Annotated in this window: 13 protein-coding genes; 5 read left to right on the forward strand and 8 right to left on the reverse strand. The window is 52.6% G+C overall.

The genetic code is table 11. The annotated features are described in order from the left end of the window. Window positions 1–260 precede the first annotated feature (260 nt). Window positions 261–4,085 carry a hypothetical protein gene (locus tag ACFIO0_RS08125; RefSeq protein WP_390914842.1) on the reverse strand — a complete coding sequence of 1,275 codons (3,825 nt, stop codon included), beginning with the start codon at window positions 4,083–4,085 and terminating at the stop codon, window positions 261–263. Between the two features lie 291 nt (window positions 4,086–4,376). On the opposite strand from ACFIO0_RS08125, the gene ACFIO0_RS08130 reads away from it, so the two are divergent. Genes ACFIO0_RS08130 through ACFIO0_RS08140 form a run of 3 tightly spaced genes read left to right on the forward strand, consistent with a single transcriptional unit; the run spans window position 4,377 to window position 8,215 of the window. Continuing rightward, window positions 4,377–4,550, forward strand: coding sequence for a hypothetical protein (locus ACFIO0_RS08130; RefSeq protein WP_390914843.1), 174 nt, complete (start codon window positions 4,377–4,379; stop codon window positions 4,548–4,550). Further along, on the forward strand, window positions 4,547–6,808 hold the full coding sequence (locus ACFIO0_RS08135) for a hypothetical protein (protein ID WP_390914844.1): 2,262 nt from the start codon (window positions 4,547–4,549) through the stop codon (window positions 6,806–6,808). The genes ACFIO0_RS08130 and ACFIO0_RS08135 overlap by 4 nt, the downstream gene beginning before the upstream one ends. Before the next feature lie 12 nt (window positions 6,809–6,820). After that, complete coding sequence (locus ACFIO0_RS08140; RefSeq protein ID WP_390914845.1) at window positions 6,821–8,215, forward strand: hypothetical protein; 1,395 nt, start codon at window positions 6,821–6,823, stop codon at window positions 8,213–8,215. Between the two features lie 496 nt (window positions 8,216–8,711). Here ACFIO0_RS08140 and ACFIO0_RS08145 read toward each other — a convergent pair whose 3' ends face one another. Further along, complete coding sequence (locus ACFIO0_RS08145) at window positions 8,712–9,185, reverse strand: TrmH family RNA methyltransferase (RefSeq protein WP_390914846.1); 474 nt, start codon at window positions 9,183–9,185, stop codon at window positions 8,712–8,714. 278 nt (window positions 9,186–9,463) lie between these two features. Between ACFIO0_RS08145 and ACFIO0_RS08150 the strand changes: the two genes are divergently transcribed. Further along, complete coding sequence (locus ACFIO0_RS08150; RefSeq protein ID WP_390914847.1) at window positions 9,464–9,916, forward strand: methyltransferase domain-containing protein; 453 nt, start codon at window positions 9,464–9,466, stop codon at window positions 9,914–9,916. Here ACFIO0_RS08150 and ACFIO0_RS08155 read toward each other — a convergent pair. The 3 genes from ACFIO0_RS08155 to ACFIO0_RS08165 form a co-directional block, all read right to left on the reverse strand. Next, window positions 9,913–10,764 carry a hypothetical protein gene (locus tag ACFIO0_RS08155; protein WP_390914848.1) on the reverse strand — a complete coding sequence of 284 codons (852 nt, stop codon included), beginning with the start codon at window positions 10,762–10,764 and terminating at the stop codon, window positions 9,913–9,915. The genes ACFIO0_RS08150 and ACFIO0_RS08155 overlap by 4 nt on opposite strands. Before the next feature lie 154 nt (window positions 10,765–10,918). Continuing rightward, complete coding sequence (locus tag ACFIO0_RS08160; RefSeq protein ID WP_390914849.1) at window positions 10,919–11,728, reverse strand: polysaccharide lyase family 7 protein; 810 nt, start codon at window positions 11,726–11,728, stop codon at window positions 10,919–10,921. 209 nt (window positions 11,729–11,937) lie between these two features. Beyond that, complete coding sequence (locus tag ACFIO0_RS08165) at window positions 11,938–12,801, reverse strand: LysR substrate-binding domain-containing protein (RefSeq protein ID WP_390914850.1); 864 nt, start codon at window positions 12,799–12,801, stop codon at window positions 11,938–11,940. Window positions 12,802–12,893: 92 nt separating this feature from the next. Between ACFIO0_RS08165 and ACFIO0_RS08170 the strand changes: the two genes are divergently transcribed. Continuing rightward, entirely contained in the window at window positions 12,894–13,760 is an 867-nt protein-coding gene (locus ACFIO0_RS08170) for an EamA family transporter (RefSeq protein WP_390914851.1), read from the forward strand. A 60-nt stretch (window positions 13,761–13,820) separates the two neighbouring features. Here ACFIO0_RS08170 and ACFIO0_RS08175 read toward each other — a convergent pair whose 3' ends face one another. From ACFIO0_RS08175 to ACFIO0_RS08185, 3 genes are all read right to left on the reverse strand, one after another. After that, a complete protein-coding gene (locus ACFIO0_RS08175) occupies window positions 13,821–15,605 on the reverse strand; it encodes an endo alpha-1,4 polygalactosaminidase (RefSeq protein WP_390914852.1) in 1,785 nt (594 codons plus the stop codon). A gap of 365 nt (window positions 15,606–15,970) precedes the next feature. Next, window positions 15,971–16,513 carry an AAA family ATPase gene (locus tag ACFIO0_RS08180; RefSeq protein WP_390914853.1) on the reverse strand — a complete coding sequence of 181 codons (543 nt, stop codon included), beginning with the start codon at window positions 16,511–16,513 and terminating at the stop codon, window positions 15,971–15,973. An 80-nt stretch (window positions 16,514–16,593) separates the two neighbouring features. Then, on the reverse strand, window positions 16,594–16,725 hold the full coding sequence (locus tag ACFIO0_RS08185) for a hypothetical protein (RefSeq protein ID WP_390914854.1): 132 nt from the start codon (window positions 16,723–16,725) through the stop codon (window positions 16,594–16,596). Window positions 16,726–16,767: the final 42 nt, after the last annotated feature.

Consider the following 16,767-nt stretch of genomic DNA (forward strand, 5'->3'; position numbering starts at 1 on the left):
TAACCTCCCTGCACCTCGCGATACCGCAGCCAACGTAATTCCTTTTGCAACCATACCGCTGGAACCTGTACCTCTGGACGGGTTGCCCACACGGCCAACAATTCGTTATGACCCCGATATACAGGCCACAGGTATTTACAGAACCATTTCGTTCGGTGAGATTTTTAGAACCTTGTCAGGTAATGTGATTTTATGAGGGGACACGGGGCAACGTATCTAAAAAATGAGCGCGATAGTGAATTTTTGGTATGCAAACACCGCTAATTTATACTCCGTGTGCTTTTGACAGCCAGCATCTTACTCCAGCAATTTGCACATACCTCCGCAGGGCGAAAACCTATCTCCTTTGCGAGTTGCATCGCATCTTTAAAACACTTCTTCACCGCACGATCGGAATTTTGACCATATTCTTCATCTGGTCTGCCCATTATTGCCGCGCGTGCGCGGCCCTCCAAAATTAAAAAACGGACTTTCATCGGCCACATATTCAACGCATTGGCGACTGTAATATGGTGTTTGCACTCTTCCAGGATGGCCTCCAGGTAATCAAGAGGGGTCTCGTCCTCTCGAGAAGCAACAATCATCTTAAGCCCAATCTCGAAGGCCAATAATTCCAACTGCCCGCCGTGACTGATTGTATGGGCGTTCAATTGGTCACAGGCATTGGTTATGTAGTCGAGCGCCTTATTTGGGTTTTTGTGTTCCGCAACATCAGCCAACGCATGACCGGCCAAAGTGTGCAACCGCTCAACGCCAGAAAATTGCCCCAGCCGCGCGATGTTGGCCTGAAGAACTTGCCTTATCTGAAGCACCTTTTGTGCATCGAGCGGAGCAGCATTGGCAGCCGATCCGCTCGTCCCTTGTTGATCAGGGAGTACAAGAACGACTTCATCATTGCTCAGCACCTTTATCGCATGCCGCCCACTTTTCCCACTGAAAACGACTGGCGTTTCATCGTCAGCACCGAACCGCGCGATAAAGTGTTCGTATTCCTGCAAAGTGTCGTAAATTTTGCGATAGGTCGTTTTGGTAGCCTCATCGCGACCTGGGGTTCCGGTCAACATCCAAAGCATCCGTGCTTTCCGCGCAACAAGACGCATACCGTCTTCGATGGTGCTGTATGGTAAAGAGCTTAATATGTGGGCGTCTTTTGACTCTGCTTGAACGGTTTCAAAAAGATCTTTCGTTTCAGATTTTGACTTCTTGATGCCTGACGCATCCCCGCGCGCCATTCTTTCGAATGGGCCTATGACCCCTACCCCATATTGATCTTCCAAGGCTGCCAACCACCACGCCCATTCCTTGTCCCAAAGCTCCATGACATGCTGAAGACACGGTTTCTTACCGATGTGCTCGGTGGCAAAGGTCGCAGGTTGAATAATCGCGGTATCGAGGCGCACACAGACAATTCGGTTATATTTCCCCATAGCGGCTACATCTTTTTCAATCGCATGTTCCTGTATGTGCTTTTGGGCGACGCCAAAAGCCCAAGCGACAACATGGTTCAGTTGTGAATGGTAAGCTGACAAGGCGACTGACAACAACAAATCCAAGCGCTCAACAGATGTTAGAACAGCGTTTAGATGCTCTGGAATATTTGCTGGTAAACCTCTAACTACCTCGGCCTTGCGCAAAGCAACGACCCCTACACGTTCAAGTTTTGATAAAGGCATGAAAAGGCGTAAAAACAATTGAAGTCTAAGCTCATCTTGATCGGTGACCATCGATAACCTGTTAGATTGATCGATATCTTGCTTCAGCAGAACCTTAATAACAAATCGCAAACTGAGCTCCGGAGAATGGATTATATCATTTGATGACTCGTCCTCCACTTGCCGTTCTATCGAATAGCCAAACGTTTCACCTGTGAGCATCCGCAGGTTACCAAAAGAAATATCTGGTGCCTTTATTGGCTCCAGCTTATCAGGTAGGCTGGCAAGCAAAGCATAGAAAGATTGGATATCGCGAGCGGGAGAAAAGCTGGCCTGGACACCAAAATTACCATCTTGAAGTCGGCGAAATTGCGCGCGACGACGTGCAGCAATTGAGAGTACACGAAATGCTTGCCTACGGATCCGACCTTCGTCACGCTGATTAATTTCGCCCATCAACCTCAATGCGAGGCTACGGCTCATATACCATTCTTCGCGGGCCTTCATTGTATTGCTTTCCCGCAGGCCGTATTCCTCCTGATTGTACTGCGTCACCTTCCCTTTGCTCAGATACAAAGCTTGTGTCCCTTTATAGACGCGTCGCAAACAAGCATGAACCTCTTTTGCATTTGCATTGATGCCAGGAAGGACCCCTGACCGCGGATAATGGTCCTTCCAGAGTTTCAGCATCTTTGGCAAAGACTGCACCATGACTCCGTCCTCGGTAATCGCGGCCGCGCTGATCAATGCCATGGCTGGCAAGATGCCTTCGTCAAAAAAGCCATCCACTAGATTTCGTACAACAAGGGGCTGGAGCTTTTGAAATTCCTCCTCGTTTTCTTTTTCTGCCTCATCGTCGACTGCATCAAGGATAGATTGAAATTCAGATGTCAGTTTGACCGTATCAGTTCGCACAGAAAGCAGGGCCGACATGGTCAACAATATCTCACCCGAAACGGGCACATCGTTATAATTCGTAAAAGACGTAATCTTCGGTTCGATGTTCTTTTGAAACAGATCCAGCCGCTCGTCACTGGGGTACCAATAGAATCTGCTTAGATCGGGTGCATCCATCTTGAGCCAACGGTACCAAATGCGTGGCTCCTGGCTCCAATCGTCAAAGGATTTGTCGGGCTGGGTGACCAGAAATCGCGAAGCACAGTTCTTGTACATCAACGTGTCCAATAGCCGGTAGATACCACGGTCTCCAAGAACACGCTGCAAAGCGTCAGCCTCCAGACCATGCACATCCGAAAAGATGAAAAACGCCGGGATAACGTCATGCAAGACAGCAATCTCTGCCAGCAAATCCGACATAGCCCCACGATGCGGATTGGCAGGCAACTGCGCGCGAGCGATTTCTTCGATGCTGCGGGTTTCTTTTGGATCATGTATCCGTTTGAGAAAACCAAGAACTTTCGCGGCCAGTTCAAAATAGTTGTTGTGCTGTACATTAACGGCAAACACTGGCAGCTGCGTGACCGTCCCATCCTCCCCCAGCAACGGCAGCGATGTGGTCCGGTCATGCCGATCATGTGCTTTACGCTGCAAATCCAGCAACAAGTCTCCGACCACGGATTTCTTACCGGTATGTTGCCCGCCATGCAGAATTATGAGTTCGAACCGGGTTTTGCCCCCTACTTTTTCCTTTTCAAGACAGGATTTGATGTCGACAACAAGATTCTCGACGTCCGTGTTCCGTTCAGTGATTGCACTGTGGTCTGCCGCAGCATAATCCAAAAACTGTTCGTCAATGTAATGCAGCTCCCGCACCTTTATCGTCTGATCCTCTGTACGTATCAGACCCAAGTCGAGAGAGAGGGCGCGAAAAAGATCAACAGGCATTTCATAGCCGATGTCTTTGTCGTCCTGATCATAAAGACAGCCTTCAATACGCGCTACGATCTGCTCCTTGCTCAGGGTCGCGCCGTCCACTTCGCATAGTCCCACAAGGTGCACAGCGACAAAGGCTAAAGCCCATTTCATCGCCCTATCGCGCTCGGCGATTTCCCGGATAAAAACAGACTTCCCATGAATGCGCGTACCGGGATCAACGAGGATTGTGACTGTCTGTATTGTGGCCTTGAGAGTATCCGCGCTGACAGTGGGGCGCGCCTCATCCACGATCAACTTGGCAAGTTTCGTGGGCCGTTTGACATCGAGCGAGCTGAGCGCCAGTAAGGCTGTGAGTCCTTGCAGCCGACCGCGCAGCGCTATGGACCGCTTTCCGGTCGTGTTCGTAGTGAAATGTAAGGCGTCAAGGACAGCCTGTTTGTCGCCATAGGCTTTCTTAAGACAATCGGTTCCAGCAGGGAACTTGGTGTCGTACTTCGATATTTCGAAGGCCGCCTCGACTTCTTCGGCGGCGTTGCATGCAAAGGGGCGGCCTTCTGGATTTCTTGTCGGCGCGGAACGAGGAACAGTCTTATTCACATGTGTGCCTTTGATCTGGAAAGTGCCAGAAACCGGCCACTAGATTCTCTTATTCGTAAAAATTGATAGCACATTCCCTTACTCTTTTACCTCAAAATTCACACATTTTTAGCACTTTTTACAAACTGCAAAAATCTGTGCTTAAAAGTGACGGAATTATGAAGCGTTAAGAAACTGGCAACAAAATAGAGATTTTTGCCAGATTGTGTGAATTCTGGAAAAAACGAATTTCCCCGTTTAAATTTATCCGCTCTCCTGGCCGAACCACAACAGATCCAGGGAGAACACAAAATGATAAAACACGTTTTCACACCGTTCGGTACAGGTATCGCGTCGGCCTTTTTCTCAGAGAAGTTCAGCCTGCTGGACATATCAACAATGGATCTGGTCACGACCCGCAACCATGTAGCAACCCTGCCAGCACGCTTTAATGCAAAGGCCTGCGACAGTGGTGAGCGCAAATGAGCTCTCCTTTCGGTAAAACCCCCGATCACACCGCGGCAAAGAGCGAAATTAAGTCTTACGCCAAGGGTTACGTAAATCAGGAAGCCGCTTGGAATGCGGCCCTCAGGAAGTCGTTCAACCGTTTAGAGTACTTTATCGACAGTGTCAGCAAGGCCAGACGCGGCTTTGGTTTGGTTTCCGTATCGATCCCAGCAATCCTCAGCCCGCTTCAGGTCTTGGGGTTGTTGACCAAACCGTTCCGGCAAATCTTGCCCAGTTTGCGCCTTACGAGAACCGGCAGCAAACTGCGGATGGTTGCGCGAGCGGCAGTTTTTACGACGCTCAGCGCTGCAACAGTCTCCGCGGGCACGGTCGCTTTCTATTGGCCCCAAGTGGCCAAGGACGTGGCTCAGATCGAGAACAACCTCACATGCGCACAAGCGCACATGCTGACTGATACCGATGGTTATGCCGGTGCCTTGCCCTTAGGTGATTGTACCAACCGGATGGCTGTTACCGCTGACTTTGGCGAGATGATCAACATGCAGATCACCATCGCCTTCGAAGCGATCGAGGGGGGCGTTTTGGGGGAGAACACTTTTCTTGCTCAGGACCTCAGAGGCTATCTACGCTACTTTGGGTCTTTGATGCCCTTTGCCCAGTCTGTGGCAGAGACTATTGGCTTACCCTTCACCAAAGGCGGATCATCGGGCATCCAGACCACCTTTGAGGCGTATTCCGGCAATTCTCATGCCCTGCGCCTGCGTGAGAAGCCCCGCATGGTTACCATGGGTATCCGCGCTTCACTGACTACCTTTCGTGACGACGACGACCGCGCGCGGCTGGTAGTGCAACTGCCTGTGATCTCCGGCTATGGCGGGGTGCCGATTGGCGGGCGCCATGCGGCACAGATCCTCTTTGACGGCGCTCCAAAACAGATCTGGCAGCAGTGCCTCTTTGCGGCTGCATTGGGCAAGAACTTGTTGCTCAGCCAGTCACCAACCCTTGAGGATGGCAAACGTTCGTCGATTAATCGCGCAGTGATCCGCGCCGAGGCCTGCATTGAAGAAATCTCACCGGATACAGCGACCGCGCAAGTACAGATTGCTACGCTGGGGTTATGGGTTGTGCCACAAGTGCCAGCACCTGACGCGTTGGACCCTGCCATTCGCCGTCATGCCCGGGCCGAAGCGAGGCTGGCTCACATCGACGAAGTCGCCCAAACAATCGTCTTGACGGCCAGCAGAGAGGCCCAAAGCGTTTTAATGGCTGCGGGTGATATCTCTGCCGGTACGGGTGCAATGAAACCGATTACGGATGCGCTTCCTGCGGATGCTTGTCTTGACGGTTCATGCGCGGCTCAAGTTGGGTTTGCATTTGCTGCCGCCGAAATTGTCGACGAAAGGCTGATTCCGACAGCTGTGCGGACCAATGTTACGGGCGCACTCTTCGGCAATCTGAGACCGAGTGAAGGTGGCTTCAAACGTGTTGCCCCCGCAATGGGCCAAGCCAGCTTGCATAAGATCACACACCTTCTTGTGGCGGCAGCGAATAATGTCCAGTCGCTTTGCTCAAAATGGCGCGGAGGGAAACTGAAGGACTTTGACGGTTTTGCAGGGGTAAAGGACTGCGACGACGCCTTTGGTCCGCCAGAACGTCGAAGTGTCTCTGACGCGATCCAATGGAGTGCAAACCTTGGCTTTGCCCACCTCGTAGACCGCTTCCCTGAGGACTTTGAGGATCTACATGAAAACCTGGGGTGGCTTGGCGAGATGACTGGCGAAGCTTCGATCGGAGCGACTTTGGGTCTTGGTGTCATGCCAGCCGGGCCTGCTGATTTTATGCAGCTACTCGGGGCAATCGAGACCGGCAAGATGAGCCCGCTCAGCATGCTGGACGCCCCGCGTGCTACAGGTAACGGCCATGTCTATGACATGGCAGCCATGGGCTTTAATGACGCCGCATTACGGCGCGTGCGCAACTGGCTTGGTGAACCTATTGCAGGCACTCTCAAAGGTACGGTTAACCGAGTCAACTGGCCCAAAGGCTGCAGCAAGCCGCATATGGGAAAGACAGGCACAAATTTTGCCAACAAGAAGCGACTTTCCAAAAACATGGTCATGATCGTCAAATGCGATGGCAGAAAGATCGTCCTCTATGGCGGTGTCTGGACCCAAGATTTGGCAAATGGCTCCGTCGGGCGTGTCAGTCATTCAACACTTGCACCCATGATCGAGGCAACCCTCAGGGCTGCTTTGCTTAACACACCCTCAGATTAAGGAACCGAAACCATGAAAAAGCACTCAAAATCTGTTCTCGCCTTGAATGGCGTCTCAACGATCACTTCGGGGTTGGGCCTATTTGCGATTGCTAAGACCATGCCCCAGCTCGTGGATGTCCCAATTTGGTGGCTGGCACTGCTTTCGATGGCGGGTACTGCAATTATTCAGGCGTTTATCAACAATGGTTGGCGTCCCTTCTTCTTGCGCACCGAGTATTCAGGTGCGGTCATTGGTGGGCTGGCGACAACCGCCAGCTTTGTCTCTGCTTGCGCGGGCTGGCTGATGTTGTTCGACGCAGGCGGTTTGCAACTGGACTTGCAGGCCAAGGCCACAGGACCACACGTGCAGGTGATGCAGGAACAAGAGCAGAAGTATCTGATCGCCCAGACGACCCTTGCAACTCTCAGCACTCAGATGGCCCAAAAGTCGAAACAGGAAAGCACTACAGGTCCAGCCTGCAACAACGATAGCACTTCAAACTGGAAGAACATCTGTGGTCCACGTTGTCGCTATATGAAGCGCGCAGCTGCGCTAACGTCCGAAATGTCAACCGCGTCACAAACCTTAGCGCAAAAAATGTCAGCGTTGGCGATTCAGATGTCCTCTGGCTCTCAGGCCGATATGGACGCCTCATACAACGCAGCACTTGCATTGCCCCAGTCAACTGAATCGGCGCAATTGCGCAGCGGTGTTGCCTCTCTGAAGGCGGATCTTACTGGCGACATTACAGACCCAGATACAGGCCAAGTATTTGCCTGCCGGATGAACAGCACACTCAAACTGGTAACGCAGGCAGAAACAGAGCTGTCTCGTTTGATGAGTATGCCTCCACGGCCAACACGCCCCGAGCCCAAGATTGAAGACGCTTTGACAGCTGCCTTCACCACGGCCAAGGCGATGCTTGACGGCCAATCATCCGATCTACGGGCTTCTGAGCGTGTTTCTTTCTGGCTGGCTATGATCGTCGAGGCTATGCTTTTGTTGATGTTGCGCCGTGATGCGTTGCAAGCCATCCGTCAGGGTACCGAACAGTTGGAGCCAGAAGAGGTCGATGCGGCAAAGCCTCGTAAAAAGTTACATAATCCTGACAAGGTACGCAATATTCTGGGGTTGCTGGACTCTTACACACTGAATGGTGGCCGCCATGGCCGCTTCTTTGCAGTGCCTTATGACGGCAACGATAGTGCGTTTAGAACACGTTGCCTTGAAGTGGTAGACTACCTCAAACTGGTAAGCGCTCGCAAGGCAAGCAGCGCGGTGGATATGCGCATAGTTGCGCCAGAATGGGTCACATCCCGTGCAGGCGAGACCGGAGAAGCAGCCCATTTCGAGCTCTACGAGTGGCCAAGTCGTTTGGATCTCTGGCGGCGTTTTATGCGCAGAAATGCAACACAAACTCCTTAAGCTGAACACCAAATTGAAACCAAGTCCGCCTCCCTCTTTGGGAGGCGGAATGCGTTTGATGGCAGAAAAATGGAGCTGGTATTGACGGCCGTCGTTGGCGGTTTTGGGTGGCTGACCTGTAATTCGGTAGACCTTCCTGCTGGCAGGGAATATCGTTCGGGTATCACAAGAGGTTACACAAGTTTACACAAATACCAAAATCGATGATCATCGCTTGAAAATAAAACAATATATATCAGCGACTTAAGAGGTATTAACGAACTTAACTCCGACCCCTACCGTCGGAGCCATAAAAAGTCACCAAGTTCAAATACTTGGTGGCTTTTTTGCTTTTCACGCTTTGGGTTTCTTTGGTTTGGACAAGCATCAAACATGGCGTTGCAAACATAACGTTAATGCAGTGCTGCGACGTCAACGACAGATTTTAGGCATAGGGTCATGGCTGCGCTTTTGACGCCAACCCGGGGTTTCATCGCGCGTGCAAATCAAAGGTGGCTCAACCGCCCAATTGCGTGCGCATCGCTTGATAAATGACTGCTGTTGCGACGTTTGCCAGATTGAGGGACCGGACCCGTTGATCCAGCATTGGCAGATGAAAGACCCGGTCAGTGTTGCCTTCTAAGATTGCTGGCGGCAGGCCTGCGGACTCGCATCCAAAAACCAGATAGGCATCGCGCTGGTAGTCAGGCGCATACACGCTTTGCGCGCCATGTTCCTCAAAGAAATACAAGCTTTCGCGGGGCGGTTGCCGTTGTTCCAGAAAGTTCTGCCAACTGTCGTATTCAGTTAGGTTAACGTGCTTCCAGTAGTCCGTTCCCGCACGGCGCACCGACTTTTCATCCAGGGAAAATCCGTAAGGTTTGATCAGGATCAGTTCCAGATTTAACGCCACGCAAGTCCGCCCGATCGCACCGGTGTTATAAGGAATTTCGGGCGTCACCAATACCATTTTCATGCGCGGATCAGACATAGGATGTGTCGGCTTTCTAAAGGAACGGCGCGGGTCCCGCCCGCTGCTTGCATCCCGTTATCCTATCTTGCGGGCTTTGAACAACGCCAACTTTGCGCCATCAAACCCGCCTACCTGCCCGCAACCACGTAGCTTTGCTACATACGGTCAAAAAAGCAGCATTGTCGCTCTTTAACGTTTGTGTTTTCACTGACGTTCCAGATGGTCTGCGCTAATTGAACAGTAAACCAAGTACGGCGACGTGGCTAAAGAGTTTACCTTTCCAACAGAAATTACGCATGGGAAAATCCCAAGAAGAACGCGGCGAATATTGGAATTCTTACTATTCATCCAAGGCGGTTCCAGACATTCCGTCACAGTTTGCGGCGTTTGCGCTGAGCGAATGCAGAGATGCTGCCTACTTTTTGGATGTTGGTTGCGGGAACGGACGGGATTCATTCTTTTTTGCGCGCCGCGGGATGGCCGTTGTCAGTGTTGATGGCAGCACTGCCGCGATTGACGACATTGCTGATCGTGCAAAAACGGCCCAATTGCCGATCACAGCGCTGTCGTCGGCCTGTGATAATCCAACGCTGATAGACAAAGTGGCGGCTGCCATGGCCGCATCCAAAATGTCCGGTGTTGGCGTGATTTATGCGCGCGATTACGGAAACGGAGCAAGCCGGGTTTCTGGATTTCTGTGCCGCGTTCCTAAAGCAAAACGGCGGTTCAAACGCCCCCAAGCGGTCTAAAACCCCGGGTCTGGCACACGCAAGCCTTCGCCGTAACTGACAGCCAGCATCGCTTCGGCATCTTTGGGGATCGGCAAGCCGGTGGTCGGGCAACGTTGCAGCGGAAAGACATCACTTTCGGCCAATTCACCCCAGACATCCGGGTACACCTGCACCTTGCCGTTCGACACCCACGCCGGGAACAGATCGATGTTGTACGCGGTGTCCGATTTCAATTTGTAGCTACAGGGGTTGGGGCCAGTTTGTTCTTGCAACAGGTCGTGACTGCGCAGGAATTCGTAAACCTTCATCCATTTATGCTCGGCTGTTCCGGCCTTTAGAACATAGGCAAGGTCGACGTCATCGTCATGGGCAATCAAACTTTTGTCCCTGACAACGCCCAACAACGTGCCACAGCACAAGAACGCCTCGCCGCCCACGTCTTCTAGTTTGGCTATCATGTCTTCGACCTTGGCCCAGATTTCAGCCTGATCAAGCGAGCCAAATGCGCGTGGAAAATACAGCCCTTCCAAGGACGCACCGCCCTGTTCGGCCTTTTTCAAAACCGCCTCTAGCGCTTCGAATTTCTTGAGGTCGCCATTCGCAAGACAGGCTTGAAACAAATGATACAGCGGCTTTTGTGCGCGCCGTGGTTTCAAACCCGCAGCAATCATAAGCAGAATTTGTGCCTCGAGTGCGTCTGCGCTTCGTTTGTTCGACTTTTCCGGGGCCAACAGATCAAGTTCGTTTTGCACATCATCAGCCGAAAAACCGGCCTTTGGCGATGTCAGTTGGTTTCGCGCAAGGTCACCGACCTCAGCAATTCGCGCACGCCGCTGCTGCGGTGTGAGGGTGAGCTCCTTGCTCATTTTGATATCCTTCAACTTCTCGATCACGTTATTCTGCCGGCGTGCTGTAGGTCCAGCGCCAGCAGGAAAGCATGTTCAAAAATACGCAAACCGTGCGCCTAAGCCTCAAACCCTGTGACCATTCGATCATCACATCAGCCAGAGACCAAAACCGTCACGCCATAAACCAGTCGCTGCCGTCACCTGTCAGGTCAATGTCGTAGAATGAAGCTGCGGCAACACCGCTGCCCTCTTCTTGTTTGCCTGCGACATCGCTGACCCCGTTAAACACGCCGGCTTTGAAGTAGAATGTGTCGTCCGCCCACGCGTCAGTGATTTCAGTCGGGTCGACTCCGTCGGTTGCGACCGCAGAGTAGGTTTCGCCATCAGCGTAAATCTGAATGTTCAGTTCATCATCTGCGACGTTGATGTTGTAAGAAAAATCTTCGTCCAGTGACACATCCGGCTGTTCGCCATCCGCATTTTCAAAGTAGAATGTGCGTTCTTCACCGTCCGTTCCGGTTTGTTCGTTTGAAAAATACAGCTCACCGTCACTGTTGTAATAGAGGCGTGCAAGCTCGTCGTCTTGTCCGTGAATTTGGCCAACAATCACTTCGCCCGCGGCACCGTCGTCGCGTGTCGCAACTGACGTTACCTTAAGCGATGCAGATAGATTTGCGCCCTCGTCGATGGTCCATGCCGCGTTCGAACCATCGTCATTTACCTCGCGCAATTCAGAACGGGAATAGCTGCTGGAACCCGTTGTTGCACCGGCGACATCGGCTTGGAACACCATCGCTTCGTCGTCTTCATCATAAAAGAAAATTTCATCCGCCTCAAAGCCTTCGACATCGTCGCCGTCCACTTGAAACCCTTCATCATCCGTGGTGTTGCCATCGCCGCCGTCACTTGCAAAATAGTCCTCATCGACCGGCAGTGTCAGTTTCCAGTTCGACAAGTCCATCACGGTGTAGTCCCATGCCATCAATCATATTCCTTGTGGTGCGTTTCATTTCCGGGCCAGCAAAAATGCAAGTTCTGCACTGTGCCAAACCAACAGGTTCCACAAAAAATATCAGGTTCAAACGTCTGCCGGGTATTGATGCATAGACCAGTATAAAGCCGCCAAATCCGGGTTACATCGTGGCGAAAAAATACTGAGACGCGTTGCTTCTGACGGTTTGGATCAAAATTCTATGCGGCGCGTCTAAGCCATCTGACAAAGGCGTCGGACGCGGCATTCATGTGCGCATGAGCATGCAATGTGTAGTGGCCCAACAGCACTTCGGGCGTGTCAGGCACAGGGCACAGACGACCGGCATCCAGATCATCACGCACGATGAATTTCGATGCCAAAACCATGCCCATCCCTGAAATCGCCGCCCTTAGGGCAACATCATCGAGATCAAAGAAACCCTCTAGTCGAAGCTGAATGTCTGGCATTGCGGCACCTTGCAGCCAAACAGCCCAGTCCCAGTTGCTGCGCGTACATTGCAGCGCCGGAATGTTCGAAAGATCGGTCAGATCAGGGATCTGTGACAGCAAACTAGGCGCAAGGTACGGGCGGCAGCGGTCCTCAATCAGAACTTCGGCATGCGGCGCAGTTTCAGAGATCGGGAAATACGCGACTGTGATATCGGAGTGTGCGCTGTGCCCCAGACCGGTCGCGTCGTGCGTTTCAATCCGCACCGTGATGTCTGGCCAGCGTTTTTTGAACCCACTTAGCCGCGGAATTAACCAGCGTGTCGCCAGTGTGGTTGGCACTTGGACTGTGACCTCGTGCCCGTCTCCCATTGCGTTTTCGATGGCGTGATCAAGGATATGCAGGCCCGACTGGCATTGTCGCAAAAATACAGTGCCCGTGTCGCTCAAACGTATCGCATTGTTGCTACGGATGAACAGTTGCACGCCCATCGCGCTCTCAAGATTCAAGATCTGCCGACTGACAGCACCGGGCGTCACCGCAAGGCGCACAGCGGCGTCTTTAAAGCTACCGCACGCCGCAACGGTCGCAAAAATACGAACCGCATTCAGGGATATTTGATCTGACCTCGGCATGACTAAATCTCATCCAACAAGAGAATTTCTCGTTTGTTTGCAGGTGCCAGAACGGGCCTATCTCGGCCAAAAGTCAAGCGAGACCGTTTTTGATGCCACACCCGCAAAACCACCTCACTGCGATCCTCTGGGTTCTTCTTAGCACTTTTGTGTGGACCGTGATTTTTGCTGCCGCAAAATTTGCCGACGGCGGCATTGGCGTGTTCCAACTGACGCTTTTACGCTACTTTGGCGCATTGATTACCTTGATTGCAGCGCTTCCGTTCCAAGGCGGCATCAGAGCGCATCGCAGCACGCAACCCATGCCACATTTTGCCAGAGCCATCAGCGGTTGCGGGGCGGGTGTAGCGATTACGTGGGCCTGTGCGCACATGCCGCTTGTCGACGCCACAGCAATCGGAATGCTGTATGGTGTCATGGCCATCTTCCTTGGCACTATATTTCTGAAAGAGGCGGTGAATCCAAGGCATTGGGTGGCGATTCTACTGTCGCTCCTGGGTGCGGGAACGGTGATGCCCAGCAAAGGCGCGTTTCAGGGTGGGCTTGCAATTGTGCCCGCTTTGGTCGCATGCGCAAGTGCGGTTTTCTTTGCTATTGAAGGGCTTTTGATCAGCGTTTTGGGACGCGCTGAACGTGCTTTTACGGTGATGCTGTATGTGACGTTTTTCGGGTTTTGTCTGATGCTAATTCCCGCCATTCTGGAGTGGCAACGCATCAGTCTGAGCACAGCATTGATGTGTCTGTTGCTGGGCCCTCTTGGTATCCTTGGGCAATATTGCACGCTTCGTGGGTACCGCGCTGCGCCATTGTCGGTTGTCGCCCCAGTAGATTACGCTTGGTTATTATTCTCAGCGATTTTGGGCATCGTTTTCTTTGATGAAATACCCAACAGCGGTACGTGGCTTGGATGCGGTACGATCATTCTGGCAGGCGTGTTACTGGTCCGCTCGGGCAGGTAGAATTAGACGATGCCAAAGGGCCCCGCAACACGCTGCGAGGCCCAAGGGATACACGAAAAATCAGACGAGGAACGTGTCATCGACCGTCACGCCACCGTCAAACTGCAACGTCTCGATGTTGGTCAGAGTGTCGTAGTAGCCGGTTGATGTTTCGCTCACCGTCCACGCGCCGGTGGCCGTATTTTCATAGGTGTAGCCAGAGACATCACCTGAATACAGCGCGATGTCATCGCCGTCGCCGCCATCGATCGTGTCAGATCCATTGCCGCCCATAAACAGGTTGTTAGCGCTGTCTCCGGTTAGGAAATCGAAATTGTCAGAACCGATAATCCGTTCGACGTTGATGAATGTATCACCGGCTGCGTCACCGCCGACACCTGTTCCTGCCGCAAGATCGATTGTGACGGCTTCGGATGATCCGCGATAAGACACCCAGTCAACGCCGGCCCCACCATCAATAGCATCAGCACCCGCGCCACCTGTGAACAGGTTGTTGGCGTCATCGCCCGTCAGCGAATCGTCGAAATTAGAGCCGATGATCCGTTCGAAACCGATGATAACGTCACCTTCCGCGTCGCCGCCAGTTCCGGTTCCGGTGCTGAGGTCAACGTTCACCCCTTCGGAGGACGTATTGTAGTTCAGATAGTCAGTGCCATCGCCACCATCCAGCGTATCAGCGCCGTCGTTGCCTTTGATGATGTTATTGCTGGCATCCCCGGTGATGACGTCAGCAGATGCAGACCCCACCACATGTTCGAACGCGGTAAAGCTGTCGCCGTCTGCGTCACCGCCGGTGCCTGTGCCGGTGGTCATGTCGATGCTCACACCTTCGGTGGAATTGGAATAGTCGAGGTAGTCAGCACCCTCGCCCCCGTCCATCGTGTCAGCACCTGCGCCCCCCGCGACAACATCAGTTCCTGCGCCTGCGTCGATCACATCATTGCCTGCGTAGGTCTCTATGTAGTCACCCATGCCTGTGCCGAGCAAATCATCGTCCCCAGTGGTCGCATCGGCAATTTCACCAAAGTCACTGTAGCTTGCGTCTGAGGCAAAGAACGACAAAAATCCTGCCTTTTCAGCAGCTTGCTGCGCGAGGTAATTTTGGTAAGGCGTACCACCATATTCCAAAGCCAGAACATCCGCGTGCCCGAGAATGTATTCGCTGGCTTGCGCGATGGCTGCCTCTTCGGTCTGGGTAATACCAAAGAAAATCTCCAGCAACATGCCGTCAATTGAGTCCAGATATTCGGTCGCAGCCGTGGACGTCGCGCCACCCACACCATCGGTCACAACATAAGGATTACCGTTGGAAATCAGCACCGCGTCAGGGTTCACCGCCTTGATCGCCGCATCAATTGTCACCGCGAATTCCATCATGGCGGTGGCATTTTCGGACGTGCTCAGGCCTGTCGCTGCATCAACATAGTACTGCTGAAAATCATCCATAAATACGCCGTCAAATCCAGATTCCACCAGATCAACAGCCTGCGCGATGACAATGGCCTGCCAATCGGCATCGGTGTAATCGACAACAAACCCGAATTCATTTGACGGTTGATCCGCAAGCCAGGCCGGTGCCAAATCGGTCGGCGTGCCGGTGTCTGTGCCGTCATCTGTCCATGTCGGATCCCAGTAGGGGCGGGTATCGTCGGTGACCGACATGTTGATGTAACCGGCGACTTGGGTGCCCGCCGCTTGGATGTTAGACAGCTCTGCTGCCGTGATCGCACTGTTTGCGAAATTCGTTTCAGCGCCACCTTCGGTGATCAATAAATCGACATTGCTGTCAACCACTTGCTGAACGTCAACGCCGGAGTATAGCAGCGCGTAACTTGTAAAAGACATTATTTTCTCCAGTTTCATTATTGGTCGTTCGAGTGACCTAGGCGTGGGAAAATTGCGGTGCCAGATGCCGGTCCAGAACCGTCAGACTTGGGCGACAAGTGACGCAAAGGACGTGTTTTTAACTGCGGCATTCCGCTGGGGTCTGATCACAAACGCGTGTACTGCCGATTGTGCCTATTTATTTTGCAATTTGACCACGAGGTTTATATTTGCCCCGTAATTGATTGATTTTAATTAATTTTAGTTAATCTTGCACAGGCTTCGAGCGGTCAAAAACAGCCTTGCATCGGATAAAGCACATCATTTCACCCTACGCGGGAAACTCGAAACCGCAGGTCTATGGCCCCTCAGCAAAGCTGAAACTATCAGCCCTCAGATCTGCGTAACCTGTCCAGAATAAAGTCTGCACGTTCTTTCACCGACCATTTTGGCAATGGGCAGATGTCGTAGCCTAGATCAAGAAAAGCAGTCTCTAACCGGGATGTTTCGGCCACGGCTGACGTGAAATCGTGGCGGCGTTCTGTGTCTGGTGCGAAAATTTCCGGCCACGGCGGCGCAAAGAACACTTGTTTCGAATAGTGTCGTTTCTGGCCAAGGGTTTTTCGATACGGTTGTGTCGTCGCAAAGTTCAGCGCGACGGCGGCGTCAATCAGACCCCGGTCGAAAAACACCGGACCGTCGGTGGTGACGGCCGATCTGAGGTCACGCTGTGCCATCAAAACCGCGCGCCGTGCGAACGCGCCCATGTCGACCCAAGGCAACGCCTGTCCCGAACCTGACAGTTCTTGTGCCACAATCCGTCGACCGGGCTCGGGCACGGTGGCGAACCCTCTGGCGCTCAGTTCGCACAAGATCTCGGATTTTCCACCGCCCGAACATCCGGTGATCAGGATAAATTTTGCGCTCATTGTTGCGCACCCTTTCTTTGTTCAAAGTCGATAACGCACGACTGTCTAAGGCATGACTGATTTGGTGCGTTTGCATCCGCCTAGCGTGTCGGCTTGATTAACGTCGCGACTGTGCTTTCGGCCAGCTTGATCCTGTCGTCTCCGACTTGATTGGCTGTAACACCGCCCAACTCAACGAGCCCATTCAAGGCCGAGGCGGCGTCAAACCCCATCAGCCTGAGTAGAACGTACGCAAAGAACCCGGGTCGATGAAT

The organism is Pseudosulfitobacter sp. SM2401, assembly GCF_042932805.1.
In the GTDB taxonomy this organism is placed as follows: domain Bacteria; phylum Pseudomonadota; class Alphaproteobacteria; order Rhodobacterales; family Rhodobacteraceae; genus Ascidiaceihabitans.